Origin of the sequence: uncultured Psychrobacter sp., from assembly GCF_947495825.1 — a bacterium.
Lineage (GTDB): Bacteria > Pseudomonadota > Gammaproteobacteria > Pseudomonadales > Moraxellaceae > Psychrobacter.
The window spans coordinates 114,190-140,203 of record NZ_CANMAH010000004.1 but is presented as its reverse complement, the minus strand read 5'-3'; the positions used below and the strand labels follow the sequence as shown (position 1 = coordinate 140,203).

At 41.8% G+C, this 26,014-nt stretch carries 19 protein-coding genes and 1 tRNA gene; 15 read left to right on the top strand and 5 right to left on the bottom strand.

The features are described from left to right. Window positions 1-660: 660 nt before the first annotated feature. The 13 genes from Q0895_RS06120 (at window position 661) to Q0895_RS06060 (ending at window position 17,643) form a co-directional block, all read left to right on the top strand. Window positions 661-2,859, top strand: a complete 2,199-nt coding sequence (locus tag Q0895_RS06120) for a malate synthase G (protein WP_299186503.1) — start codon at window positions 661-663, stop codon at window positions 2,857-2,859. A 589-nt stretch (window positions 2,860-3,448) separates the two neighbouring features. Then, window positions 3,449-4,528 carry a porin gene (locus Q0895_RS06115; protein WP_299186501.1) on the top strand — a complete coding sequence of 360 codons (1,080 nt, stop codon included), beginning with the start codon at window positions 3,449-3,451 and terminating at the stop codon, window positions 4,526-4,528. A 196-nt stretch (window positions 4,529-4,724) separates the two neighbouring features. Beyond that, window positions 4,725-5,837 (top strand): porin, encoded by a 1,113-nt coding sequence (locus tag Q0895_RS06110; RefSeq protein ID WP_299186498.1) that lies wholly within the window; start codon window positions 4,725-4,727, stop codon window positions 5,835-5,837. Between the two features lie 260 nt (window positions 5,838-6,097). Then, on the top strand, window positions 6,098-7,225 hold the full coding sequence (locus Q0895_RS06105; RefSeq protein WP_299186495.1) for a porin: 1,128 nt from the start codon (window positions 6,098-6,100) through the stop codon (window positions 7,223-7,225). A 230-nt stretch (window positions 7,226-7,455) separates the two neighbouring features. Beyond that, a complete protein-coding gene (locus tag Q0895_RS06100) occupies window positions 7,456-9,090 on the top strand; it encodes a CTP synthase (RefSeq protein ID WP_299186493.1) in 1,635 nt (544 codons plus the stop codon). Between the two features lie 222 nt (window positions 9,091-9,312). Next, window positions 9,313-10,188 (top strand): 3-deoxy-8-phosphooctulonate synthase, encoded by an 876-nt coding sequence (kdsA, locus tag Q0895_RS06095; protein ID WP_299186491.1) that lies wholly within the window; start codon window positions 9,313-9,315, stop codon window positions 10,186-10,188. Between the two features lie 24 nt (window positions 10,189-10,212). Then, window positions 10,213-10,467, top strand: coding sequence for a hypothetical protein (locus Q0895_RS06090; RefSeq protein WP_299186489.1), 255 nt, complete (start codon window positions 10,213-10,215; stop codon window positions 10,465-10,467). A 226-nt stretch (window positions 10,468-10,693) separates the two neighbouring features. Continuing rightward, window positions 10,694-10,918, top strand: a complete 225-nt coding sequence (locus Q0895_RS06085) for a cation transporter (protein WP_058369205.1) — start codon at window positions 10,694-10,696, stop codon at window positions 10,916-10,918. A gap of 361 nt (window positions 10,919-11,279) precedes the next feature. Next, window positions 11,280-13,628: a cation-translocating P-type ATPase gene (locus tag Q0895_RS06080; protein ID WP_299186484.1), complete on the top strand. Its 2,349-nt coding sequence runs from the start codon at window positions 11,280-11,282 to the stop codon at window positions 13,626-13,628. 316 nt (window positions 13,629-13,944) lie between these two features. After that, a complete protein-coding gene (gene eno, locus Q0895_RS06075) occupies window positions 13,945-15,261 on the top strand; it encodes a phosphopyruvate hydratase (protein ID WP_299186482.1) in 1,317 nt (438 codons plus the stop codon). A gap of 114 nt (window positions 15,262-15,375) precedes the next feature. Then, the gene (locus Q0895_RS06070) at window positions 15,376-15,684 is read left to right on the top strand and encodes a septum formation initiator family protein (protein WP_299186479.1); all 309 of its coding nucleotides are present in this window, start codon (window positions 15,376-15,378) and stop codon (window positions 15,682-15,684) included. Between the two features lie 123 nt (window positions 15,685-15,807). Further along, window positions 15,808-16,575, top strand: a complete 768-nt coding sequence (locus Q0895_RS06065) for a 2-C-methyl-D-erythritol 4-phosphate cytidylyltransferase (RefSeq protein WP_299186477.1) — start codon at window positions 15,808-15,810, stop codon at window positions 16,573-16,575. A 465-nt stretch (window positions 16,576-17,040) separates the two neighbouring features. Next, a complete protein-coding gene (locus Q0895_RS06060; RefSeq protein WP_299186475.1) occupies window positions 17,041-17,643 on the top strand; it encodes a BLUF domain-containing protein in 603 nt (200 codons plus the stop codon). Between the two features lie 187 nt (window positions 17,644-17,830). Here the strand turns inward: Q0895_RS06060 and Q0895_RS06055 are convergent. The 3 genes from Q0895_RS06055 to pyrC all read right to left on the bottom strand — a co-directional run bounded on the left by Q0895_RS06055 (window position 17,831) and on the right by pyrC (window position 20,476). After that, window positions 17,831-17,906 (bottom strand) — tRNA-Glu (locus Q0895_RS06055). Between the two features lie 554 nt (window positions 17,907-18,460). Then, entirely contained in the window at window positions 18,461-19,120 is a 660-nt protein-coding gene (gene rnt / locus Q0895_RS06050) for a ribonuclease T (RefSeq protein ID WP_299186822.1), read from the bottom strand. 276 nt (window positions 19,121-19,396) lie between these two features. Beyond that, window positions 19,397-20,476: a dihydroorotase gene (gene pyrC / locus Q0895_RS06045; RefSeq protein ID WP_299186472.1), complete on the bottom strand. Its 1,080-nt coding sequence runs from the start codon at window positions 20,474-20,476 to the stop codon at window positions 19,397-19,399. A 482-nt stretch (window positions 20,477-20,958) separates the two neighbouring features. Here pyrC and Q0895_RS06040 point away from each other — a divergent pair, with 482 nt between their 5' ends. After that, window positions 20,959-22,197, top strand: a complete 1,239-nt coding sequence (locus tag Q0895_RS06040) for an argininosuccinate synthase (RefSeq protein WP_299186469.1) — start codon at window positions 20,959-20,961, stop codon at window positions 22,195-22,197. A gap of 120 nt (window positions 22,198-22,317) precedes the next feature. On the opposite strand, the gene Q0895_RS06035 is transcribed toward Q0895_RS06040, so the two are convergent. Beyond that, the gene (locus Q0895_RS06035) at window positions 22,318-23,577 is read right to left on the bottom strand and encodes a hypothetical protein (RefSeq protein ID WP_299186467.1); all 1,260 of its coding nucleotides are present in this window, start codon (window positions 23,575-23,577) and stop codon (window positions 22,318-22,320) included. A 137-nt stretch (window positions 23,578-23,714) separates the two neighbouring features. Between Q0895_RS06035 and Q0895_RS06030 the strand changes: the two genes are divergently transcribed. Beyond that, window positions 23,715-24,230, top strand: coding sequence for a L,D-transpeptidase (locus Q0895_RS06030; protein WP_299186465.1), 516 nt, complete (start codon window positions 23,715-23,717; stop codon window positions 24,228-24,230). Between the two features lie 134 nt (window positions 24,231-24,364). Here the strand turns inward: Q0895_RS06030 and Q0895_RS06025 are convergent, their stop codons facing one another. After that, window positions 24,365-25,966 (bottom strand): CYTH and CHAD domain-containing protein, encoded by a 1,602-nt coding sequence (locus Q0895_RS06025; protein WP_299186462.1) that lies wholly within the window; start codon window positions 25,964-25,966, stop codon window positions 24,365-24,367. Window positions 25,967-26,014: the final 48 nt, after the last annotated feature.

Sequence of the window (26,014 nt, the reverse complement as noted above, 5' to 3'; positions counted from 1 at the left end):
AACGATTTTATTTCAAACTGGCTGGAGTTAGCATCCATCTAGTTAGCACTGATATTATCAGCACTAATAATGAGCAAAATGAATAAAAAACAGACAGTTCAATCTGTGGGCGACACAGTATAACAGTAGGCTGTCATTACATGAATCATTAACCAATCATGTAAATAGTGGGAAACTGCTAAAGCCACTGCTGATAATATTCTACTCTGTAATCATTGCTTACAGTTTATACTTACCCTTGAGTCATTTCCTTGAGTAGTATCTGTTATAGCCTCCAAAGCTTATGGATTCTACGACATCATTTTTATACAGCTCAAACATTTATTTTGTGAATGTCTCGCTGTTGTTTATTTCGTAATTTGATAGTAGGATAATATTTTGTTTTAGAGACATTTTATTCTAATATCAATTGCCAGTATGACAACCATCAACGATGTTGTAATACATACTGTCAGTACCAAGACTATATAGGTAGTGCTGTCTTAACTGTTATCAGATATTGATCGTCTCATCTATATAGTTTACATCAAGCTCTACAACACTTGCTTGGCACTCTATTCAAATTTGGATTGAATACTGGGTGCTAAACATCTCCCAAGCGTAACCGCTATTATAATAAACCACCATTGAATTCTATCATCAACAGATAAGGACACCACTATGAACCAGACTTCTCACTCTAATCGTATCCAAAAAGGCATTCTCGCAATTGACCAGCAAATGTATAACTTCATTGAAAACGAAGTACTGCCTAAAGTTGGCGTTGATTCGGATAGTTATTGGTCAGGTTTTGAAAAGGTTGTCAAAGAGTTTACTCCGCGCAATAAAGAGCTACTGGCTATCCGCGATAAAATGCAAAGTCAGATTGATCAGTGGCATTTAGACCATCCTGCCAAAGACGGTGAGATTGACTATCCTACTTATAAAGCTTTCTTAAAAGAGATTGGCTACTTATTACCAGAAGGCGAGGACTTTAAAGTAAGTACCCAAAATGTCGATGATGAGATAGCTCATATCGCAGGACCACAGCTGGTCGTACCTGTACGTAACGCTCGTTATGCCCTAAATGCTACCAACGCACGTTGGGGCAGTCTCTATGATGCGTTATATGGTACTGATGTGATTAGTGATGAAAATGGTCAAGAAGCAACAGGTGGTTACAATCCTACTCGCGGTGCTGCGGTCGTCGCTTATGCCAAAAACTTCTTAGATGACAATTTTGCATTGGCATCAGGCTCTTACAGCGATGCTACAGGCTTTAAAGTAGTCGATGGCAACCTTGAAGTTACGCTAGGCGAGGGCAGTACGCAACTACAAGATCCAGCTAAGTTTGTCGGTTATGTTGGCGAGGCTGATAGCCCAACGGGTATCTTGTTAAAGAATAATAATCTACACGTTGAGATTCAGATTGATGGGAGTCATCCAGTAGGCAAAGACGATCCTGCAAATATTAAAGACGTACTGCTAGAGTCTGCCATTACCGCTATTCAAGATTGCGAAGACTCCATCGCTGCTGTCGATGCAGAAGAAAAGGTTGAAGTATATCGCAATTGGTTTGGCCTTATGAATGGCAACTTGCAAGAGACCTTTGAAAAAGGCGGCAAGACTCGTACGCGTAAACAAAACCCAGATCGTGAATACAACACCCCAGATGGCGGTAAGCTAATCCTACCTGGTCGCTCACTGCTACTCATTCGTAATGTCGGTCACTTGATGCAAAACCCTGCCATTTTAGTCGACTTAGGTGATGGGCCTGAAGAGATATTTGAAGGGTTAATGGATGGTTTAATCACGCCGTTATTGTCTTTAAATGACATCAAGGGAAGAAATGAGCTGTCGAACTCTCGCACGGGCTCAATGTATATCGTCAAACCAAAAATGCATGGTCCTGAAGAAGTCAAAATGGCCAATGACTTATTTAACGCCTCAGAAGACTTATTGGGCTTAGAGCGCAATACGATCAAAATCGGCATTATGGATGAAGAGCGCCGCATGACGGTCAACCTAAAAGAAGCCATTCGTCAAGCAAAAGAGCGCGTCATCTTTATTAACACAGGCTTTTTAGATCGTACTGGTGATGAGATGCATACCAGCATGAACGCTGGAGCATTTGTACCCAAAGGTGAGATGAAGTCGCAGGCATGGCAACCAGCCTATGAGCAGTGGAACGTTGATATCGGACTAGAGACTGGTTTGCAAGGTCATGCTCAGATTGGTAAAGGCATGTGGGCGAAGCCTGACGAGATGAAAGAGATGATGGATACCAAAGCTGCGCATCCAAAAGCGGGTGCCAATACTGCATGGGTGCCATCACCAACTGGGGCAACCTTGCATAGCATGCACTATCATCAAGTAAACGTCGCTGATGTCCAAGACAGTCTAAAATCACGCCAGCGTGCAAGCTTAGATAATATCTTGACCATTCCATTGGCAAAAGATACCAACTGGACAGAGGAAGAGAAGCAACAAGAGCTTGAGAACAATGCTCAAGGTATCTTAGGATATGTCGTGCGCTGGGTAAACCAAGGGGTTGGGTGCTCTAAAGTGCCAGATATCAACGATGTCGGCTTGATGGAAGATCGCGCTACTTTACGTATCTCAAGTCAGCACATCACTAACTGGTTACACCATAACGTCGTTAGTGAAGAGCAGGTCATGGATGCGATGAAACGTATGGCAAAAGTCGTGGATGAGCAAAACGCAGATGACCCAGATTATCAGCCAATGGCTTCTGACTTTGAGCATTCATATGCATTTAAAGCTGCCTGTGATCTTGTATTCAAGGGACGCGAGCAGCCAAGCGGCTATACTGAACCACTATTGCATCAAGCCCGTTTGGACTTAAAAGCCAACGTATAAGCTGATTAAGTAGCCAAATGAGCCATTATTGACCCTATAATGAAACATAATCTATCAAAATACTCATTATTTTTGTGCGAATTGAAAATATTTTTTGAGAGTTTTTGCGTAGTTTATAGGTAGTAATAGGCGCTCAGTAAGTAGTTTTACTAATCACCGTAATAAGTAGCACCACTAGTCTTTTCAAAGGCTGGTGGTGTTTTTTATGGATATTCATTTTTAATTGATAAATATCTCTCAAAATTTGTCTTGTAAATATTCAAGCAATATTCTGTAATTAAGCAGCAAAAAAGATGTTGCAAATTATGTCAGAGTTGTTATGCTTGTAGGCGAAGTATGAGTTTGGTAACGGATGTTACGCACTAGAGCGTTAAAGACCTAAGTTTACATAATGGTTACGCGGTCAGTATCAGTTATGTAAGTCATGGTTTTTTTCATCTTACGGTAATAGAACTTCGCCACACTTGTTTCTGACTAATATCGGTAGCCAGTTACACATTATATCTTTGAGGATCTGTGACGATACCATTTTGAGCACTAGCTAATAACAGCTCGCTCATTACTAAAATTGTAAAGTGGAGATACACCCATGAAAAAACTACTTTTAGCTTCAGCCGTTGCAGCTTTATCTGTATCTGCAGCCAATGCAGCACCAACTCTATACGGTAAAGCTTTTTTAGCAGCTGACTATGAGAACGTTGAGTTTGATGGTCCTGCTGGTAACATGTACGACGAAGATACGTTAGAGATTAACTCTCATGCTTCACGTATTGGTCTTAAAGGTTCTGAAGCCATGACAGCTAATACTGATGTGATCTATCAGTTAGAGTATGGCACAAGTATTGATGGCGATAATGCTACCTTCACTAACCGCGATACGTATCTTGGTGTGGTAAACAAGCAATTTGGTGAGTTCCGTGTTGGTAAAAACCAATCGAGCTTAGCGCGTATTGACAACGTTGTTGTAAACCAAGGGTACTGGGATAACCTAGGTCAGACTCAAAATGAAAGTGAGGTTGTTGAAGCGTTAAACATGGCAGATAGTGGCCGTATTAATAGCTCAGTTATCTGGACTGCACCAAAATATGATGGTCTACCAGTACAACTGTCTGCTATGTACAGCTCTGATGATGTAAATGGAAATGAGAACGAAGGCTTTGGTGTAGCAGCGCTATTTGATCAAGGTACTGGCTTTACCGCTGGTATCGCTTATGATAAGGATCAAAACATCGACGGTGATATCATCCGCGGTACCGCTACTGTAGATCTGGGTAAATATATGGCAGCTCCAGTAAGATTGGGTGCGCTATATCAAGTTGCTGATTATGACTCTGCTGGCTCTGAAAAAGAGAAAGGTTTCATCATCAGTGGTGAAATGGGCTTAACTAACTTTGCTCGTCCAGCTTCTATCTATACTCAGTACAATAATACCTCTAACTTAAATGGTTTTGATAATTCTGACTCAGATCAAATCGTTGTTGGTGGCAAATACATGTATAAAGATAACATTATTGCACATGCCTATGCTGGTATGAATAAAGCAGATAATATTGGTTATACATATAATACTAACGAACAAGATCCTGATACTAACGAAGATATATTCGCTACTGCAAGCGGTGATGCAGAAGTGCTTGTAGTTGGTGCTGGCCTAGAATACTTATTCTAGTAACAACTAGAATTTTTTTCTAAAAAACTCATCCTTCGGGGTGAGTTTTTTTGTTGTGTTGATTTTGTTTTAGAACAGACAGAAAAAACGTAAAAACGCTAAGGCCATTCTAGGTTTTATGTGGTTTATTAAGTAGACTATAATGCGTTTAATAACCTGCCTATATAATCACCAAGTGTTAGAGTAGATATCTACTATGAAAAAACTCCTTTTAATTCCAGCCATTTTAGCGGTGTCTGCACCTACTGCCCAAGCCGCACCAGAGCTCTATGGCAAAGTATTTGTGTCTGCTGATTATGTCAGCGCTAAGGCTGACAATATTAATAACAATTATAACTCTAAAGAACCTAGCAGGAATTTATTAGAAGTCGGCTCGCACTCATCAAGATTGGGTTTTAGAGGCTCTGAAGCTATTACTGCTAATACTGATGTCGTGTATCAACTAGAGTACGAAGTCGAGATCGATGAAGAGGATGAAGGCGTCGCGTTTACTAGTCGAGATACTTATCTAGGCTTAAAGAATCCAGCCTACGGCGAGTTTCGCTTTGGTCATAATACCTCCGTTTTGGATTATGTAAACAATGTAGATGTGAGTGAGGGCTATTGGGACAACTTAGGCGTATCTAGACTTGAGCAAGAAGAAGAGCTTAAAGGTCTAAACATGCTCGATTACTCTCGACAAAGTAACTCTGCTGTATGGATTGCGCCTAAATACAAAGATTTGACGCTTGCGTTACAATATGCTGCTGATGAAGAGGCTAATAAAGATGGCTATGGGGCTTCTTTGATGTTTGATAAAGGTACAGGCTTTACCGCAGGCATCTCTTACAGTAAGGATATGGATGTCGATGACTCTATGACTGTGGTCGACTCTAACGGCACAGATGCAGTGGAGCAGACGCTGACTTATGGTGGCGATGTGATTCGGGGAACGGCAACTATTGATTTGAGTCAATTTACCGATTATCCATTAAAACTAGGTGCGATGTATCAGCAGACTGATTATGACTTTATAGGCTCGGACAAAGAACAAGGCTTGCTGGTAAGTGCTGAGAGGGACTTGGCTAATTTTAATAAGCCAGCCGCTATTTATGTACAGTATAGCCAAACGACTAATCTAAATGGTTTGGATGATAATGATTCGAACCAGATTATATTGGGCGGCAAATACGACTTTACAGAAAACATCATTGCTCATGCTTATATTGGACAGAATAAAGCTGATTATACCCATCCAATGGACCCTACCAATACAGTTGAAGATATTAGAGTATTTGCTGTCGGTGGCGGCTTAGAATATCTGTTTTAAGATCGATTTTATAAAGCTCAGTTTCTATCAGTCTCTGTACCTATCTGCTCTAGTAACTGTCAGCTTTAATGCTTATATGAATATTGCAACGTGTGTCAAAGTTGATATGCTTATCGCAAATTTATGAGCTTGTAATAGATGTTTCTTATTATGCCTTCTACTTTCTTTAAAAATTGTTAACCGAAATTAGTAGAGACCTCGCTATTTTTTTAACACGTTATAGCCGTCCGTCATTAAAATTGTAAAATAGAGATCTTTTTATGAGAAAACTACTTTTAGCATCAGCGATTGCTATTGTATCTGTACCAGTTGCGCAAGCAGCACCGGAAATCTATGGCAAAGCATTTTTGACCACTGATTATGTTAATGGTGAAGCGGATTACAATAATCGTGTAGATGATGCCCCTCAGGATTCTGATGTGGACTTAGTACAAGTTAACTCAAACTTTTCACGGCTAGGTCTCAGAGGTTCTGAAGCGATTACTGCTAATACTGATGTGATTTATCGATTAGAGTATGGCGTTGATATCGATGGCGATGACAGCAATACTTTTACAAGTCGTGATACTTATCTAGGCCTAGTAAACAAAGACTATGGTGAGTTTCGTTTTGGTCGCAACTCATCGGTCTTTAGCTATTTGTATGGTCCTATATTCAATAGGGCTTACTGGGATAATTTAGGTAAAAGAACGCTTAACGATAACGGCGGTGTTGCTGCATTGAATATGCTTGATTATACACGCCAAAATAACTCAGCATTGTGGATTGCACCCGAATACAATGGCCTGGAATTGGTACTACAGTATGCGGCTGATGAAAGTCTTGATGATGGCAGTAAAGATGGCTATGGCGCTGCATTAAAGCTAGATAAAGGGACAGGCTATACAGCCGCTCTTGCTTATAGTAAAGATATTGAGGCGAGTGGTAGTATTAATACCTTAGATTTTGCCACTGATGATAATGTTGATGGTCTTATAAATTATGGCGGCGATGCCTTTCGCGGTACGGTAACCGTCGATTTAGATGAATATATAGATATATCCACTCCCTTAACTTTAGGGGCGGTATATCAGCAAGCTGACTATGACTTTGCAGGCTCTGATAAAGAAAAAGGCCTGATAGTTAGTGGCAAAATGGCATTAGAGAACTTTGCTCACCCAGCTTCTGTTTACCTTCAATACAACAAGACAGATAACCTAAACGGCATCAGTAACAATGACTCGGATCAAATTGTATTGGGCGGTGAGTACGAGTTGAAAGATAATGTGATCGCTCATGCTTATGTGGGTCAAAATTCAGCCGATTATACCAGTCCGACGGATCCTACCAACTCTGTCGCAGATATCAGGGTCTTCGCCGTTGGTGGCGGCTTGGAGTATCTGTTCTAGTGGCTTTTATCTAAGTAGCCTTTATTTTAATATCATTCAAGTCATAGTTAATCATTATGACTATATAATGCTAAAAGACTCATCCTACGGGATGGGTTTTTTCATTATGTCAACTTTAATAGAGAAACATTGAGCAAAACCTAAGAGTTTAAGAGACTTTGAGTTTTTGCCCTATATTTTATGACGCTTTTTTAGTAAAATCCTCTTTTACCAATTACCGATAGAGTACTATGACCAAGTTTATATTTGTGACCGGTGGGGTAGTGTCCTCACTAGGGAAAGGTATTACCGCAGCTTCCCTTGCCGCGATATTAGAAGCGCGCGGTGTGAGTGTAACCATGACCAAAATGGATCCGTACATCAACGTTGATCCAGGGACGATGAGTCCGTTTCAGCATGGTGAAGTATTCGTCACTGAAGATGGGGCGGAGACGGATTTAGATTTAGGCTATTATGAGCGTTTTTTACGTCATTCTAAGATGAGTAAGAGTAACAACTTTACTAGTGGTCGCATTTATCAAAACGTATTGAATAAAGAGCGCCGCGGTGAGTATCTTGGCGGTACGGTACAGGTTATTCCGCATATCACTGATGAGATTAAGAGTAAGATTCTTGCCAGTGGCGAAGGCTATGATATTGCCATTATCGAGATTGGCGGTACGGTCGGTGATATCGAATCACTTCCATTTATGGAAGCGGTACGCCAGATGCAAGTGGAGCTTGGTCGCAATCGCGCCATGTTAATGCATCTAACGCTCGTCCCTTATATTGCCAGTGCCGGAGAGACCAAAACTAAGCCAACTCAGCATTCAGTCAAAGAGCTGCGTTCGATTGGCCTTCAGCCTGATATTTTAATTTGCCGCTCTGATCATCATATCTCGCAAGACAACCGCCGTAAGATTGCGCTATTTACCAACGTCGAAGAGCGTGCAGTCATTATGTGTGAAGATGCACAGAGTATCTATCAGATACCGCGCACTCTTCATGAGCAAGACCTTGATGATTTGATTTGTGAGCGTTTTGGTCTTGATGTACCCGAAGCGGATCTAAGCGATTGGGACAAGGTGGTTGAGGCTCAGTTAAACCCTGAATCAACCGTTACTGTAGCGATGGTCGGCAAATATGTCGAATTGCCCGATGCTTATAAGTCTATTAACGAAGCATTGCTACACGCGGGTATTACTCACAAAGCAGATGTCAAAATCAATTACATTGATGCTGAGCATTTAGAAGATGATGATAGCTTACTGACACAGTTAAATGATGCTGATGCCATCTTAGTGCCAGGTGGTTTTGGAGAGCGCGGTACGAATGGCAAGATACAAGCTATTACTTATGCTCGTGAAAACAACGTCCCATATCTAGGTATCTGCCTTGGTATGCAGCTAGCAGTGATTGAGTATGCGCGTAATGTAATTAAGATTGATGCCAACTCTTCTGAATTTGATCGCAAGACCGCAGAGCCTATTATAGGCTTAATCACTGAATGGTTAGATGAGCGCGGCGAGTTACAGATTCGCAGCGATGATTCAGATCTTGGTGGTACGATGCGTCTGGGCGCACAGCAAGCTGAACTGGTTTCTGGTAGCAAATTAAGCCAGATCTATGGTGCTAGTAATATCACAGAGCGTCATCGTCATCGTTATGAGATGAATAACCGTTATATCGAGCCATTAGAGCAATCAGGCATGACTATATCAGGTTATTCAGCCAAGCAGCATCTGGTTGAGTCGGTTGAGATTGCGGACCATCCATGGTTTATCGCGGTACAGTTCCACCCTGAATTTACCAGCTCGCCACGCGGTGGTCATCCACTGTTTAACAGCTTTGTGAAAGCTGCAAAGAACTATAGCGAAGCTAAGTAAGGGTTTAGGCTTTTATTACAGCGCTTATACCAATCAAAAGACTGATCTTCGGATTGGTCTTTTTTTATGAGCTGATAGTCCATTGGTATTTGATAGTATTTGCGTCTGTTACTCTACAACTTGTCTGTTGTCACTAATTACGCTTATACACTTTTTTTAATTTAGCCATCGGTTACAATAGCGGGTAGAGATATTGATAACTATAAAGAGGATAACTGTTTCATGGATAATTTATCTACAGCTCAATCACATATTCAGCTTAACACGCCTAATAATAAGACGATAAATATCGGTAATGATCAGCCGTTTGTATTGTTCGGCGGTATGAATGTTTTAGAGTCAAAAGAGTTGGCATTTGAGATTGCCGAGCAGTATGTAGAGATATGCCAACGTTTGGGGATTGGCTATGTATTTAAGGCCAGCTTTGATAAAGCTAACCGTTCAAGCCTGCATTCGTATCGTGGTCCTGGATTAGAAAAAGGTATCGATTGGCTAGGACAAATTAAAGAAAAGTTCCAAGTGCCAATCATTACTGACGTGCATGAACCATATCAAGCAGCACCAGTTGCTGAGGTTGCCGATATTATTCAGTTGCCTGCATTTTTATCGCGTCAGACTGATTTGGTACATGCAATGGCAAAGACAGACGCGATTATTAACATCAAAAAAGCACAGTTTTTAGCGCCGCATGAGATGCGTCATATCGTCAATAAATGCTTGGAAGGTGGAAACGACAAGCTTATCCTATGTGAGCGTGGCAGCGCCTTTGGTTACAATAATTTGGTCGTCGATATGCTCGGGTTTGATACCATGAAGCAGATGAATATACCAGTATTCTTTGATGTGACGCATAGTTTACAGCAGCCAGGTGCACGCAGTGATAGTGCAGGCGGTCGCCGTGAGCAGATTACCACGCTTGCACGCGCAGGTATGGCAACCGGACTAGCAGGTCTATTCTTAGAGGCGCATCCCAATCCAGAAACGGCAAAATGTGATGGACCTTGTGCTTTGAGAACCAGTCAATTAGAGCCGTTTTTGCGCCAGCTTAAGCAAATTGATGATTTGGTCAAAGGTTTTGAAGTACTAGATACCCATTAATCGATAGGTAAAGAGGACAGCACAATGGCGATTCAGACAGCACAAGTGAGTATCGAAAATATCGATGACGCTGAAGGATTGGACAGTGTCATGATAGCGTTAAAAAACATCACAGGCGTGACGGCGATAGAGCTTGATGCAGCGAGTAGCGTCGCAACTGTGCGCTACGATGATACAGATACCAGTATTCATGCCCTAACAGCTGCGATTAATACGGTCGATTATGTGACCCAGCCATATCCCATTGATGCACCGCAAAATCCACATTATGATAATTAGATAACCTTATCATGTTAGCAAAAAGCTATTATTCTTTAATAAAGTGATAACCAAAAGGTGTTGTTGTTAACGATGATTCGGCTTATGCTAGTTGAACGCTGTTTTGATAGGTCTTTAATAAGGTAGGTCTTTAATAGATAGTTACTAGAAGTTAGTTACCAGAAATAGCTAATTACCAGATCTTCATACAAGCAGTTCGTTAATTTATAATAATAAGGAGCCAAACATGGCAAGCCAAACACGTATTATCAAAATCGACGGTATGACTTGTGGCGGTTGTGTGGCAAGTGTACACACTGCGACTGACAGTATCGATGGTATAGATACCATTTCTGTCGATCTTGCTGACAATCTAGCAACGGTGACTTTTGATGACAGTAAGACCAGCGCAGAAGCCATTGCATCTGCGATCGATGAGGCAGGATTTGATGCCACAGTCGCCAATTCTTAAGCTTTTTTTCTACCATAAAACCAGCTACGATGGCTGGTTTTTTTAATGGCTTCTTAATGGCTATGCGGTGACTACAAGTCATAAAGTCATATGTAGTAGTTATGCTCATATCTAGCATCTATATTTGCTTTGTTTAATGATATCGCCTTGAAATCTTAGTCGTCACAACCATCTACTATATATCATCAATATGTATTTTAGTATAATAATACAAATATTATGCGAGAGCGACAAACTAGATACCTATACACAGACCTAACTAAACTTCCTGATTTACTTAGATTTTTATCTAATTACTAGTCTTTTTTATAACTCATAACGCTCCATAAGCGCTCCATCAACGTTGTAACGAGTTTTACTTATGAATGATTCTATCCGTACTGCCAATGACCAATCGTATGATGTTGACACTGATATTCAGTCTAATACGCTGCTTGAGCCTCAGCGTGCGCACTTGCAATTAGCCATTGATGGTATGACATGTCAAGCCTGTGCGTCTAGAATCGAAAAAGTCCTTAATAAGAAGCCCTCAGTTTATAAAGTGAGTGTAAACTTCGCGGGCGAGACTGCCAATGTCGATTATGATCCAGCGCAGACAACACCTGAACAAGTCACAGAGTGGGTGAATAAAACGGGCTTTGTCGCAAACTTGCAGGCCGCTGACAACTTGTTTGCCAAGACAGATAAAGATACCGCGACAGAGTATCCGTGGCGATTAATTGCGCTATGGGTCTGCTTGGTGCCGTTTTTAATCGGTATGGCGGGGATGCTCTTTGGACAGGGTATGGCGTGGATGCCACCTGTCTGGGTACAGTTTATCCTTGCGACCATTGTACAATTTGGCTTGGCGTTGCCATTTTATAAAAGCGCTTGGGCATCCATCAAAGGTGGTCTTGCCAATATGGATGTGCTGGTCGTCATTGGTACAGTGACTATTTGGGCGTATTCAACCTATTTATGGCTCACGCATGGCGATGGTACACTAAATGGTCTATTGCAAAATAGCCATAGCAGTGGACATGGTCCTGCAGTATATTTTGAAGCAGGAGTCATGGTCATTGCTTTTGTTCGTACGGGTAAGTATCTAGAGGAACGCACTAAAAAGCATAGCTTAAATAGCATCGATTTATTATTGTCATTGACACCAGATGAAGTCGAACAACAACAGCCAAATGGCGACTTCCACAATGTAGCACTGCAAGACGTACAGGTCGGTGATATCCTGCGTGCCAAACAAGGAAGTCGCGTTGCCACTGATGGTGTGGTCATTGATGGTAGTGGTTGGTGCGTAGAGAGTCATTTAACTGGCGAGTCTGTGCCCCTAAAAAAAGAAGAAGGGGGTGAGCTGCTTGCAGGCGCTTTGGTCGAGAATGGTAGCTTATTATATCGCGTCAGTGCAAAAGGTAGCGATACCAAACTTGGTGATATGGTGCAAGCGCTTAGCGATGCGCAAGGCTCCAAAGCCAATTTGGCGCGTCTGGCTGATAGAGTAACAGCAGTATTTGTCCCAGTTGTTGTGGTCATTGCTGTCGTCACTTTTGCGCTGACATGGTGGTTGACCGGTGCGATTGATACCGCTTTAATGCATGCCGTCTCGGTGTTGGTGATTGCTTGTCCTTGTGCGCTTGGATTGGCGACGCCAGCGGCTATTATGGCGGGTATGGGTGTCGCTGCGCGTCATGGCGTCTGGTTTAAAGACGCGCAAAGTCTTGAGGCAGCAGGCAATATCGATACCGTCGTTTTGGATAAAACCGGTACATTGACTGTCGGTAAACCTACCATTGTTGACCAAGTGATGGTCGATAAATCCTTACCAATAGATGATGTGTTGCAAATTGCTGCAAGTGTTGAAGCGCATGCCAGTCATCCGCTAGCAACGGCGCTTATTAATGCGGCAAAAGCGCGCAATCTGTCGTTGTTGACGGTCACTGATGTCAGCGTCATCAAAGGTGCTGGTATACAGGCAAACATAGAAGGTCTTGGTCTGGTTAAGGTCGGTACTGCAGAGTTTGCCAGTTTAAATCTACCAAAGCTGATGCCAAAGGTGTGGCAAATCGCCAGTACTGTTGCCGTCAGTGTCAATGATGAACCCTTAGGCGCTTTTGCCCTTGCTGATGATCTAAAGACTGATACCTCGCAGGCTATTACTGCACTACAAAACTCTGGCATCAATGTCATTTTGATGAGCGGTGATAAACAGTCGGTCGTCGATCATGTGGCAGGACAGCTAGGTATCGAGAAAGCGTATGGCAAGATGAGCCCACGGGATAAAGCCAGCCAAATTGCCGTATTGCAAACGGCAGGTCATAAGGTTGCGATGGCAGGAGATGGGGTCAATGATGCGCCAGCGATGGCCACCGCTGATGCAAGTTTTGCGATGTTTGAGGGGACAGATGTCGCCCAGCATAGTGCGTCTGCACGTCTGATGGGCGAGTCGCTCATGCATATAGACGCTGCACAAAAGATCGCTCAAGCAACGTTACGCAATATCAAACAAAACTTATTCTTTGCCTTTATCTATAATTGTTTAGGCATACCGCTTGCCGCTTTCGGGTTTTTAAACCCGATGATCGCTGCTGCTGCTATGGCGCTAAGCTCTATCTCAGTATTGATGAATGCGCTACGATTAACACAGTTTAAGACGAAAGTTGAGCTTGAGAATACAGTATCTACGTCTACTCTTGATAGCTATGACCCAGCAAAGACCTAAAAAAGATATTTTTTTAATAATATATGCACTTAAACGAGATAATAACGGCCAGCGTTATATGTAAGTTTGGTTTTATGGACGCAAGTTGGTGTAAGATAAGGGAAGTTTGACTAAATATATGCTATGATGCCAAGCACTATAGCCGAGTATTATTGTATCAAATAGACCTTCAATGACACTCAAAAACAGCCGGTTGGATAAGGTGTATTATTATTTTAAATACATGCGCTATAAGATATTTTGCTTTACTTTTTGTATTCTAGTTGCCGTTTTTTATCCCACAAACTTGGCATGACCAAAGGAATTAACAGACATTATGTACGCTGAAGAAATTACCAACGTCACCGCAATTAAAGACATTCGCGCTCGTGAGATTTTAGACTCGCGCGGTAACCCAACGATTGAAGCCGATGTTATCTTGGCTGATGGTACTATTGGCCGTGCTGCTGCCCCAAGTGGCGCATCAACTGGCTCACGTGAGGCGCTTGAGCTGCGTGATGGCGACAAAGATCGCTACATGGGTAAGGGCGTCAAAAAAGCCGTTGCCAACGTCAATAGTCAAATTCGCAGTGCATTAATGGATAAAGATGTCACTGAGCAGCAAAGCATCGATGATGCGATGATTGCGCTAGACGGTACAGAAAATAAAGACAACCTAGGCGCTAATGCCATGCTAGCAGTTTCTCTAGCGACTGCCAAAGCTGCTGCCAAATCACAAAATTTGCCATTACATCAATACATTGCCAACTTACGTAATCAGACCTCTTTGACGATGCCTGTACCGATGATGAATATTCTAAACGGTGGTGAGCACGCGGATAATACGGTTGATATCCAAGAGTTTATGATTGAGCCAGTTGGTTTTACAAGCTTCTCAGAAGCACTACGCGCTGGCACTGAGATTTTTCATAGCTTAAAGTCTGTCCTAAAATCACAAGGCCTAAATACAGCGGTTGGTGATGAAGGCGGCTTTGCGCCAAACTTGCGTAGCAACGAAGAGGCCATCACCGTTATCTTGCAAGCGATCGAGCAAGTCGGTTATAAAGCTGGTGAAGACGTCCATTTGGCTCTAGACTGCGCTGCTACTGAGTTTTACAAAAATGGTCAATACGTTTTGGCAGGCGAGGGTAACAAAGCCTTTGATAGCCAAGGCTTTTCAGATTATCTAGTAGGACTGGCGCGCCAGTATCCCATCATCTCTATCGAAGACGGTCTTGATGAGTCTGATTGGGATGGCTGGAAGTATTTGACTGAGCAAATTGGTGATAAAGTACAATTGGTCGGTGATGATTTATTTGTGACAAATCCTGCTATCTTGCAAGAAGGCATCGATAAAAATATTGCTAATGCAATTTTGATTAAATTTAATCAAATCGGTACTTTATCAGAGACCTTAGATGCGATTTATCTTGCGAAGAAAAACGGCTACGCAACGATTATCTCGCATCGCTCAGGTGAAACTGAAGACAGCACAATTGCAGATTTGGCCGTCGGTACCGCAGCCGGTCAGATCAAAACTGGCTCGTTGTGCCGCTCGGATCGCGTTGCGAAATACAATCAGCTATTGCGTATTGAGCAACAAGTACGCGCAAGCTACCGCGGCCGTGAAGAGTTCATCGGTCTACGTGGTTAACATTTAAGCTATATTGATGGTTAATACTAGACGATATATGAGGATTTATATATCGTCTAGTAAGCTTAGCTAGTCTTTATTTGGTATCTTTATATTATTTGGCGTTATCGTTTTATGAAATACTTTAGCCAATTTATATTACTCGCTTTAGCTGTTGCAGTACTATTAGGACTGCAATATCAGTATTGGTTGGGTGAAAATGGTCGATTTGAGCATAAAAAACTGCTTACTCAAATTGAAGATCAGCAGCGCCTAAATGATAATCAAGTGGCGGCCAATAACTTGTTACGTACTGATGTGCATGACCTAAAAAACGGTCTTGAAGCAGTAGAAGAGCACGCTCGTTTAGACTTAGGATTAATTAAGCCAAACGAGACCTTTGTGCAAGTATCAACCGCACCCACCACCCACAGTCGACAGTAGCTTTTTTGAGGTTTCATCAAATCCTTCCTGTATAATGACGACTCTATTTATCTCTATGTTAACTCTTAAAATATATCTTTTTTGAGCAAGGTTGTGATGGACTGTAACCATGAGTAGCACGTTATGAATACCAAACCTAGTGTACACGCGATGATTGTCGCTGCAGGTCGCGGTAGTCGTTTCGGTGCATCTATCGCTAAGCAATATACAAAATTGCAAGGACAGACGCTACTACAAAACAGCGTAGCAAGACTTGCTAGTAGTGCATATATTGATGAGTGCCTATTGGTGATAGCGGCAAATGACAATACGGCGCAGACGCTCAATTTTAAGCTTCCTATACATTATGCTATAGGTGGAATTGAACGTTGGCAGTCGGTACTAGCAGGTGTCAAGGCAATTAGTAACGCAGGTGCCAAAGATTCGGATTTGGTTCTGATTCATGATGCCGCGCGTCCTGCCGTTCCAAGTCTTGATATTGATAAAGTCATCGAAGCGGCAATGCTAGAGCCGTATGGCGCTATTCTAGCTACTCCTGTCGCCGATACTCTAAAGGAGTCCTGCCTGCAGTCTAACGCTATATCTGAGCTTGCAAACATCCCTTCTGTGAGTGATGCTATGATTGGCGGTAGCACACACCCCTATGCTAAGCGCACGATCGATCGTAGTAACATGTGGCAAGCGCAAACACCGCAAGTATTTCGCTTGGATCAATTGCAGCAAGTATTGGCTTATGTGTCTGAACATCAGCTTATGATTACAGATGAAGCCAGCGCCTTTGAGCACCTAAACCTTCCTATTCGACTGGTTAATGGCAGTCGTCAAAACATCAAGCTTACCTATCCTGACGATGCTATATTATTAACAGCCATCTTAACCGCCCAAAACTAAAACTCTTCTTTTTCTATATCTCTATTCCTATCGACGATAACGGCTATCAGTAGCAAACTTGTTACGCTATCTGTCATTTTTATCGATTCTTCCTTATCACAACACAATAGTTATAAGTGTCTATTAACGTAGTGTTGACGTAGTACAGTAACAAAATTATTTATTTTATGTTTGCTCGGTTATAAACTGCGTTAGCCCTTGATATATCTACATTTGCGAATATAAGGCGAAGTATAGAACATTGTCTGGTTACAATTCTTTGGGGCTATGTTACGTATTAAGTTGCTTAGTTGACCAAACTGCCTTATCATGTAACTAAGTTAATACAATTAACAATAAAACTTATAATATCAACAATATGACAAGATATTAAGTCTTGTTTTTGGTTTTGTTTTTTTATTTTAAAAATGATGGGCGCTCATTCGCTTGACTTTAAGGGGCATTTACTTGTCAGACGTTATTACTATGAACAAATCAGAAGAATTAGATCTTTATCAGTTTGTGTATATTAGCCGAATTACTTCTACTGGACTGTCAGGCGCTGGCACATTAAATGACATTGCTGAATGTTCTATAAAAAACAATAAGGACGATAACATCACTGGTGTACTTTGCTATGGCAATGGTTATTTTTTTCAGTGCGTAGAAGGGTCAGAGCAAGTATTAACCAATTTAAAAAACCGTCTTTTATTAGATGATAGACACAAAGATATACAAACCCTAGAGTTTTCGGCGATTGATGAGCGCGGTTTTACTGGATGGTCGTTACGCTCCATCATCCTTGAACGTTGGATGATTAATGATCCTAAAGCGAAGGCACTTATGCCTTTTAAACCCTATAATTGGGCCCCTAATGAATGGAAGCAATTCTTGAAAATATTAAAAGGTTATTATAAAGAGCAAGAAGAAACAGGCGACGTCGATGCTCAACCGATAAAGTATAATGCACTAGGTCTGACGTTAGGAAAGGTGGTGGGACAGCACCAAGCCTTTTTCTTGATTCAAACGGTACTAGGTGCACTTATTATATTGGCATTGTTATGGTTTATGCTCTCTGATAAGTTTTAGTAGTAGATAAATTCATAATGCTCTATAAAAAGCCAGCGTCCTGCTGGCTTTTTATATTTTGCGTATAGAACAACTAGAACAGCGAAGCCACTAGAGTAAAATGACAGGCATAAAAAAAGCCTATAAAATCCGTTAGATTTTATAGGCTTAAAAAACGCTAAATTAACTGCTATAGCGATTTAATATATGGCGTCCCCAGGGGGATTCGAACCCCCGTTACCGCCGTGAAAGGGCGGTGTCCTAGGCCTCTAGACGATGGGGACTAGGTACTACACCTTCAGCTGCTTTCACCGTTTATGCTGAAGTGGTGCACATTCTAATGGCGTCTACGCTTTGTGTCAAGCCTTTTTCTTCGTCTTTTTAAAATTAAATATCTTTTTTTGATAGCGCGGCGGGGATGCAAGTCCTTACTTTTTAAATGATGGCGAATCCATAGAGAAGTGCAAGCACTGATAGTCACGGCCAGTAACATATAACCAAGAATGGTAGCCCATAATTTAAATTGTGGATCCATTATAAAGTCCCTCCGTCGTTCCTATATAGCGTATTGCGTACATGACATAGGATGTGAGCAACTCAGATCATCTACAGAAAATTACTGTGTTGATATGGATAGAGGCCATAGAAGAGAAGTGCGCTATCAATTTTACTTATGCAGTAGAATGTATGAACCTTAATAGACAGTCATCTTTCTTATTGTTCACTATGGTTTTCACAGTTATCTTCTTATTGATTATAAAATCAAGATGGTGAAGTTATTTAAGTACTAAAATCAACTTACTGACCAATAAATGTAATAATATCCATCTGCTACTGTTTATTCGTCGTCGTTGTCATTCAACTCTACCTCTGTTTGCTCAGTATGTAAAGCATTAGGCAGCATAGGATAGTGGTTTAAAATATGACAAAATAACTCAGCAGTCTTTTGGGTATCATAGAGTGCTGAGTGAGCGTGATTACCGTCAAACTCAAGACCCGCGGCTTTACAGGCACGTGCAAGTACTGTCTGACCAAAAGCTAGCGCTGATAAAGTAACCGTGTCAAATACTGAGAACTGATGAAACGGATTGTGATTTTTGCTATTGGTACGCATGACCGCAGCATTTAAGAATGCTAAGTCAAAATGAGCATTGTGACCGACTAGCACGCATTGACGGCAGTCTTCGGCGCGGCGCACTTCTTTTAAACTTTTAAATATACGGCGTAGGGCCGTTTTTTCATCTTCTGCAATCGCTTTACGCATTGGATTGTTGGGATCAATACCAGTAAATGCCAATGATCGCGGCTCTAAATTGGCACCTTCAAAAGGCTCAATATGAGCGTTAAGCGCTTCTCCTGGATAAAATATGCCATCCTCGTTTAATAAGATTGGAATACAAGCAATTTCAAGCAATGCGTCAGTTTGTGCATTAAAACCTGCTGTCTCTACATCTACAATGACGGGTATAAACTTACGAAAGCGCTCTTTCATAGTCATGGGAGCCAAGTCTTGCTCAGTCTCCTCATTGGTTTGGTTGGCATTAGAGTCAGTAGGTGAGTCTATACCTTTATTATTACATGAAGGCTTATTAGTTTGAATGTGTAATGAATCATCATTAGACAAGGTAGCGTCGTTTTGAATGGTCATATTAAGTTAAGTCACTTTTATCGATGATATAAATACATTGACATGCTAAAAGTGTCCAATACTACTAACGTAGTAGCAATGGAACACTCACAGCATCTCAGTCGCATTAAGGGTTTTAAGTACGGTTTAAGCTTTGATAGACCATGGTAGCGTCTCACCAGCCATAAGTGGGGTAAGCGTTTGTCCATCAAAATAAGGGTAACCTGCCGGTACTTGCATAGGATTATTGGTTAGAGTAATGGTGTTTTCATTGACTGGCAGTCCATAAAACTGAGCACCAAAACGACTGGCAAAGCCTTCTAATTTGTCAATTTTACCAATACTATCAAATGCAGTGGCATATAAAGGCAGCGCTATTGATGAGCTATAACAGCCCGCGCAGCCACAAGCAGCTTCTTTTTTGTCTGTGGCGTGTGGCGCTGAGTCTGTGCCCAAAAAGAACTTTGGACTGCCACTAGTAGCCACATTGAGCAGTACTTCTTGATGCTGTTTGCGTTTTAGGATAGGCAAACAGTAGAAGTGTGGCTTGATACCGCCAAGCAGCAAATGGTTACGATTAAACATTAGGTGCTGCGGGGTAATCGTAGCTGCTACCTGATTGCCTTGTGCCAAGACAAAGTCAGCGGCGTCACTAGTAGTAATATGTTCCATCACAATCTTAAGAGTAGGGAATTTGGCGATAATTTGTCCAAGCACTTCTTCCAAAAATCGCTTTTCACGATCAAAGATGTCGACATGATCGTGCGTTACCTCGCCATGCAATAGCAGAGGCAGATTGTGCTTTTCCATGGCTTCGAACACATTAACGCAAGCATTGATGTCAGTTACGCCATCGGCAGAGTTGGTTGTGGCTCCTGCTGGATAAAGCTTAACTGCTTGTACGAAACCAGACTGTGCAGCCAGCTCGATATCTTTTGCAGTGGTTTGGTTGGTTAGATACAAAGTCATTCGCGGATCAAAGGCCGCTTTGCGCTCAGCATCTAAATCGCTGGCTTGTAGGTGTTGCAATATGCGCTCACGATAAGCGCGAGCATCATCTAAGTTTTTGACTGGTGGTACCAAGTTTGGCATGCAAATAACGCGATTAAAACTGGCTGCTGCATGTTTGACAGTGGTCGCTAGTGCTTTATCATCACGTAAATGAATATGCCAATCATCAGGCTGAAGGATGGTTAACTCTTTAATGGAATCAGTAGTTTGAGTCATAGTGTTCTATGTCTTGAGGTAGTGAAAAAAGAGGGTAGTAAACTATACTAAGCTATAAACACTGCAACGAGGTAATTTTGATTTGGGCAAAGGTTTTTGATCTAATATCTTAATTATAAAAAATTACGATCAAATGGCTTGTTCTACATAACGATAACGCTGCTTGTTCGTCACTGTGTTTATTTATAACGAGGTATAAACCCCAACCATCATAGCAGATTTGACCGCTGGACTAAATATATGCACAAATATAACTACCTAATCTGCTATTAATAATAGTAGCATTTTTCATGCGCGCTAGCTTTGCCCGCATGCCCTAACATTACTAGTATATATGGTAGATATATTCGATAAATCACCATCTACAAAGCCGTTGTCCTTTTGCCAATTGTGAATATGATGTACACTGAGTAGGCAATTTAATCTTCGATTCATTATCAGTATTTTTTCTGATAACTAAATTCTTATATTAGGAGTTGTTCATGGCTCAGCTTGATCCAAAAAATATCAATAAAATCGTATTAGCATATTCAGGTGGCCTTGATACCTCAATTATCGCTAAATGGCTGCAAGAAACTTATGATGCTGAAGTGATTACTTTTACTGCTGACATCGGTCAAGGTGAGGAAGTTGAACCAGCACGTGCCAAAGCTGAAGCGATGGGTATCAAAAACATTTATATCGAAGACTTACGTGAAGAGTTTGCTCGCGATTATGTGTTTCCAATGTTTCGTGCCAACGCTATCTATGAAGGTGAGTACCTACTCGGCACCTCTATTGCACGACCATTGATTGCCAAGCGTTTGGTTGAAATTGCCAAAGAACACAATGCTGATGCAATCAGTCATGGCGCAACTGGTAAAGGTAATGACCAAGTGCGTTTTGAGCTTGGTGCAGTTGCTTTGTCTCCAGATGTGGTAACCATTGCGCCGTGGCGCGAGTGGGATTTGTCTAGCCGTGAGAGCTTGATGCAGTACGCCGAAGAGCACGATATCGCAATCGACTATGCCAACCAAAAGACAAAGTCACCATACTCGATGGATGCCAACCTTTTGCATATCTCTTATGAAGGCGGTGTGTTAGAAGAGCCGTATACAGAAGCCGAAGATGATATGTGGCGCTGGTCAGTGAGCCCAGAAGAAGCGCCTGACGCGCCGCAGTATCTAGAACTAGAGTATGAAAAAGGGGATATCGTTGCTATCGATGGTGAAGCCCTTAAGCCTTATGAAGTCATGATTAAGCTAAACGAGATTGGCGGTAAACATGGCATTGGCCGTTTGGATATTGTAGAAAACCGTTACGTCGGTATGAAATCACGCGGTTGTTATGAGACGCCAGCTGGCACGATCATGCTAAAAGCGCATCGCGGTATCGAGTCGTTGACGCTAGATCGTGAAGCTGCGCACCTAAAAGATGAGCTGATGCCGCGCTACGCAAAAATCATCTATAACGGTTATTGGTTCAGTCCTGAGCGTATGATGCTACAAGCGTTGATTGACAAATCACAAGAGTATGTCAATGGTACGGTACGTGTGAAGCTATATAAAGGTGCGGTGAGCGTCGTTGGTCGTAAGTCTGATGATTCATTATTTGATGAAAAAATCGCAACTTTTGAAGATGATGCGGGTGCCTACGATCAAAAAGATGCAGAAGGCTTTATCCGTCTAAATGGGCTGCGTTTGGCTATTGAAGCTAGCCGTGGACGCGACTTATCGAAATAAGCAAAAGAAACTATTAAAGAAACCATCTTTGGTAGTCAGTTAATGCTTTAAACAATAAAAACAGAGACCTATATCCATAGTGTCTCTGTTTTTTATGGTTGTTTTGATGACTGTCTTTGTCTATTCAGTTTTTACGGTGTCTAAGCTGGTAGAATCTTCATGATCTACTTTGACAATGGCGATATCTTGTTGCTGACGTTCTTTAACAAGGTCTTGAGCCACTACTTCTTCTGTTGCAGAGACGACACCAGTGGATTTTTGCGTCTGATATTTTAAGGTGGCAAGGGCACTAAGACCTCCGATCACAAGAATAATAACTAGGATAACAGGGTTTTTCCAAATGGGAGTCGGTGCGTCATACTCAATCGGTTTTTCGCTGATGGTTGCCGGAGTATTGTCGCTATTACCATTGATAAGCCCTAGGCTGACCAGTGGAGGTTTTGGTGGGTTTGCAGGCTCAGAAGTAATACGTAGGCGATTACGCTGTAAGTAAATCTCTGAAATTTTGGCCAACTGTAGTAGCCAGCGCTGGTGTGGTAATGTGATAGCAGGCATCTCTGCAAACATCAGTAAATCGTTATGTCCGCCTTGCTGGATGTTCTCAGATGAACGGCCAATGGCCTTTAAATAATTACCAGTTGCAAGCTGCATATCTTGTATAGGTTCATTATTGTCAGGTTTAAATGCAGTCAGCTCATACCAAAATGGATCGAAGGCCGGTGGCGTACTGGATAACTGCTCGTTATTTAAGCGTTTTACCTCTGTGTTTTCTGGCACTACCTCTGTAGTTTCTATATTGGGTACTGTGCTTGTAGTAGGTTCTACGTTTGTAGAGATAGAGTCTGGTGCTGGCGTCTTACTGGCAAACCGATCCGCTGACAAAAACTGAGGTTGTAAAGCAAACCATTTGTCTATCTCATCATTATCAAGCTGACTATAGTCCGCTAATATAGCAAGCTCGCGTAAAACGATAACGCATAAACAGCCGAGTAAGGCTTGTACCTGCACAGTAGTAGCGTCGATTTGATTGGCAATATATTCGCTAGCTTTAACTATATCAGCGTTGTCTTTAAATACGGTATCAGCAGCATCATGACGATAATATAAGGTTGCCTCGATAGTGGCAAAGTTCATAGAGTTATATCGACGTAACTCTTTTACAGCACTACGATTAAATAGTTTTTTGCTGACAGATTGACCTTGATAATGCTGCTGGTAAGCGAGTAAAGCACTCACAATCACTTGTAAACCAGAACCAACGGCAAGGCGTGTCTGCGGTATTGATAGCTGAGCCACATCAGCTAATAATGATATCATGGGCTGGGTATCTTGATATAAAAAGTCATACATCGACACGCGTGTCGGTGAAATAGTCGTCATAATCTGCTAGCATCAAAAAGTGTGCCTCTATATTACGGTGCCAAATGCCTTGATACAATCCCTTAATAATAGAAATTTTTAATCATTTTTAATCATAACGTCATGAGTCGTTTGATGAATCACAATCGGATGCTTTTATGAACAACCACGTTAGTCTCGAAAAACAGCTGATTATTAACGTTGCACAGCAGACTTTAACTCTATATCAGCAGGATAAAGTCGTTGTCCAATATATAGTGTCAACGGCAAAAAACGGCATTGGCAGCCAGCAAGATAGTGGTTGTACACCGCTTGGTAGACATGTCATTGCAAAAAAAATAGGTAACGATGCGGCTATAAATGCTGTGTTTGTAGGACGTGTGCTTACAGGAGAAGTATATGATGCCAAGTTTGGTCAGCTGCACCCTAAGCGCGACTGGATATTGAGCCGTATCTTATGGTTAAGTGGTCTAGAAGAAGGTGTGAACAAGGGCAGTAATAGTCAAGGCGGCTGCGATACTTATCAGCGTTACATTTATATTCATGGCACGCCAGATACGGAGCCAATGGGCGTGCCGCTCTCACATGGTTGTGTGCGTATGCGTAACGAGGACATCATTGAGCTATTTGAACAAGTTGAAGAGGGTGATACTGTCACTATTATCGCGAGCTAATGAATGAGTGTATAGACAAAATGTGTAGATAACAAATAATGCTATCTTCATTAATTTAAAGCTTAAAAAGACAGCACTTATCAATATGGCTGTCTTTTTTATTCCATATTTCTGTTATACCGTTATAAGCATGTTCACCAAAAGGTGGGACTATCTTGAACTTTAGCCAAGCGTTTTTTGGCATGTTTCAGGTCTTTTTTTAACGTGGCAGCAAACCAGCCTGTACCATATAACGCATTGGTATCAGTCGCTGAGCGTCGCTCATAATACTGTTGGTACTGCGTATGAGTGCGATATTGTGCCAATGCCTGTTGTGCTTTGACCAAACGTTTCAACCAAGCTTTGGCTTTCTTTTTAGCTTTTTTCTTACTTAATAAGAGTGAGGCAAATTCACTGGCACAACGTAAGTCTACCAACTGACAGTATAAATCATGCTGTGTCTGGTTGTTATCTTTGCTTTTTAAATCAGGGTTTTTTAGTTCAGTGCTTGCCAAAGCTTCACTACCAAGCTCATCGCTTTTATCTTTTAGGCTTTGTTCGGTCTCAATAAATGCTGCATACTGCTTAGATAGCGTCTTGGTGACTTTATCTACAGCAGGCTTGTCTGCTTTGGGTTCGAGACTTGGATCGCTCATAGTAAAAGCAATCAGTTCTAGCAAAGTAAGCTGAAAGTCATTGGCGCTTACAATGTCAATTGGCTGAATCTTGAGGGCTTCAATATCTGCTGTCCAATCAACGGCAGGTGCACCGTGACTTTGTAGTTTGGGCTCAATGTGAGTGGTGAGATAGGCAAGCGCTTGATAGTCAGCAAGTAAGGTCGCTGTTTGTTTTAATATTGGAAGCCAATCAGGATTAATCTCATCAGAGAAGCTGGCAAAAGCTTGTAAGGCGGCTTGCAAGCGAGTAAGTCCGATAGTCAGCTGCAAGATATGTTCATTGTCATCGCTACCAGCTACGATAGCACTACTATTAGGCAATATATGTAGTAGACAGTTATGTACGGCGGCGCGTATAAAGTCTGGCGCGTTGCTATTTTTATCAATGGTTAGCTGGCTAATATCAGCGCTAACTGCTGGACTGTAACTTTGTCCTTTTATGAGTAGGCCACCGCGCTCAGCTTTGGTCACGGTAGATAAGCAAAGCTTATAACGTTTGCACCAGGTTTTGGCGGTCGTGAATAAAAAATCTACGTCTCCTGCTACCAGCTCAAACTCAATCTCTTGAATAGAGTTTCGCTGAGTACCATCATTACCATGGATAACCTCGCCACGATCGTACGCTATCTCAATCTTACTGCTGTCTTCATCATTACTGTCTTCTATTAGCAAGCGTGTGATGCGCTCTACATCAGTCACATATAATCGTGTGAGTTTTTTCGCCAGTTTTTTGAGCTTAAAGTCAGCAAGAGCAGGGGCAATTGAAGTGTCTTTGTAAATTGTCAAATCAGGCATTAGCGTGTCGTTATCTAGCATTGCCTTTACTTGTTCATTGTCTAATATGGCATTATGCTCTAGGCGTGCAGCGATTCCATCACCACCAGCTTTGATGGTCTGAACCCAAGTAACGCCTTCTTGACGAATACGTAGACCAATACCAGCTTGGGCAAGCTTTTGATCAGACGTATCGTAATAATGGGCGGCCAGCTGCGTGGTCTGTGAGGATTTAACCTGCGCTTGGCGCATCAAACCCTTAAGCCGTGACTCTGGCACTAGAAATTTCAGCTCTATTTCTTGCATGATGGCTCCTATTCATCTTGTCTAATAGTTCTTAGTCTACCATTCTAT

Bases quoted from the DNA above. Each gene is read 5' to 3' on its own strand.
- eno (WP_299186482.1), top strand. From the start codon at position 13,945: ATGTACGCTGAAGAAATTACCAACGTCACCGCAATTAAAGACATTCGC.
- Q0895_RS06025 (WP_299186462.1), bottom strand. From the start codon at position 25,966: ATGCAAGAAATAGAGCTGAAATTTCTAGTGCCAGAGTCACGGCTTAAG.
- Q0895_RS06060 (WP_299186475.1), top strand. From the start codon at position 17,041: ATGAACAAATCAGAAGAATTAGATCTTTATCAGTTTGTGTATATTAGC.
- Q0895_RS06030 (WP_299186465.1), top strand. From the start codon at position 23,715: ATGAACAACCACGTTAGTCTCGAAAAACAGCTGATTATTAACGTTGCA.
- Q0895_RS06100 (WP_299186493.1), top strand. From the start codon at position 7,456: ATGACCAAGTTTATATTTGTGACCGGTGGGGTAGTGTCCTCACTAGGG.
- pyrC (WP_299186472.1), bottom strand. From the start codon at position 20,476: ATGACTCAAACTACTGATTCCATTAAAGAGTTAACCATCCTTCAGCCT.
- Q0895_RS06065 (WP_299186477.1), top strand. From the start codon at position 15,808: ATGAATACCAAACCTAGTGTACACGCGATGATTGTCGCTGCAGGTCGC.
- kdsA (WP_299186491.1), top strand. From the start codon at position 9,313: ATGGATAATTTATCTACAGCTCAATCACATATTCAGCTTAACACGCCT.
- Q0895_RS06115 (WP_299186501.1), top strand. From the start codon at position 3,449: ATGAAAAAACTACTTTTAGCTTCAGCCGTTGCAGCTTTATCTGTATCT.
- Q0895_RS06120 (WP_299186503.1), top strand. From the start codon at position 661: ATGAACCAGACTTCTCACTCTAATCGTATCCAAAAAGGCATTCTCGCA.
- Q0895_RS06110 (WP_299186498.1), top strand. From the start codon at position 4,725: ATGAAAAAACTCCTTTTAATTCCAGCCATTTTAGCGGTGTCTGCACCT.
- Q0895_RS06040 (WP_299186469.1), top strand. From the start codon at position 20,959: ATGGCTCAGCTTGATCCAAAAAATATCAATAAAATCGTATTAGCATAT.
- Q0895_RS06035 (WP_299186467.1), bottom strand. From the start codon at position 23,577: ATGACGACTATTTCACCGACACGCGTGTCGATGTATGACTTTTTATAT.
- Q0895_RS06085 (WP_058369205.1), top strand. From the start codon at position 10,694: ATGGCAAGCCAAACACGTATTATCAAAATCGACGGTATGACTTGTGGC.
- Q0895_RS06105 (WP_299186495.1), top strand. From the start codon at position 6,098: ATGAGAAAACTACTTTTAGCATCAGCGATTGCTATTGTATCTGTACCA.
- Q0895_RS06070 (WP_299186479.1), top strand. From the start codon at position 15,376: ATGAAATACTTTAGCCAATTTATATTACTCGCTTTAGCTGTTGCAGTA.
- rnt (WP_299186822.1), bottom strand. From the start codon at position 19,120: ATGACTATGAAAGAGCGCTTTCGTAAGTTTATACCCGTCATTGTAGAT.
- Q0895_RS06090 (WP_299186489.1), top strand. From the start codon at position 10,213: ATGGCGATTCAGACAGCACAAGTGAGTATCGAAAATATCGATGACGCT.
- Q0895_RS06080 (WP_299186484.1), top strand. From the start codon at position 11,280: ATGAATGATTCTATCCGTACTGCCAATGACCAATCGTATGATGTTGAC.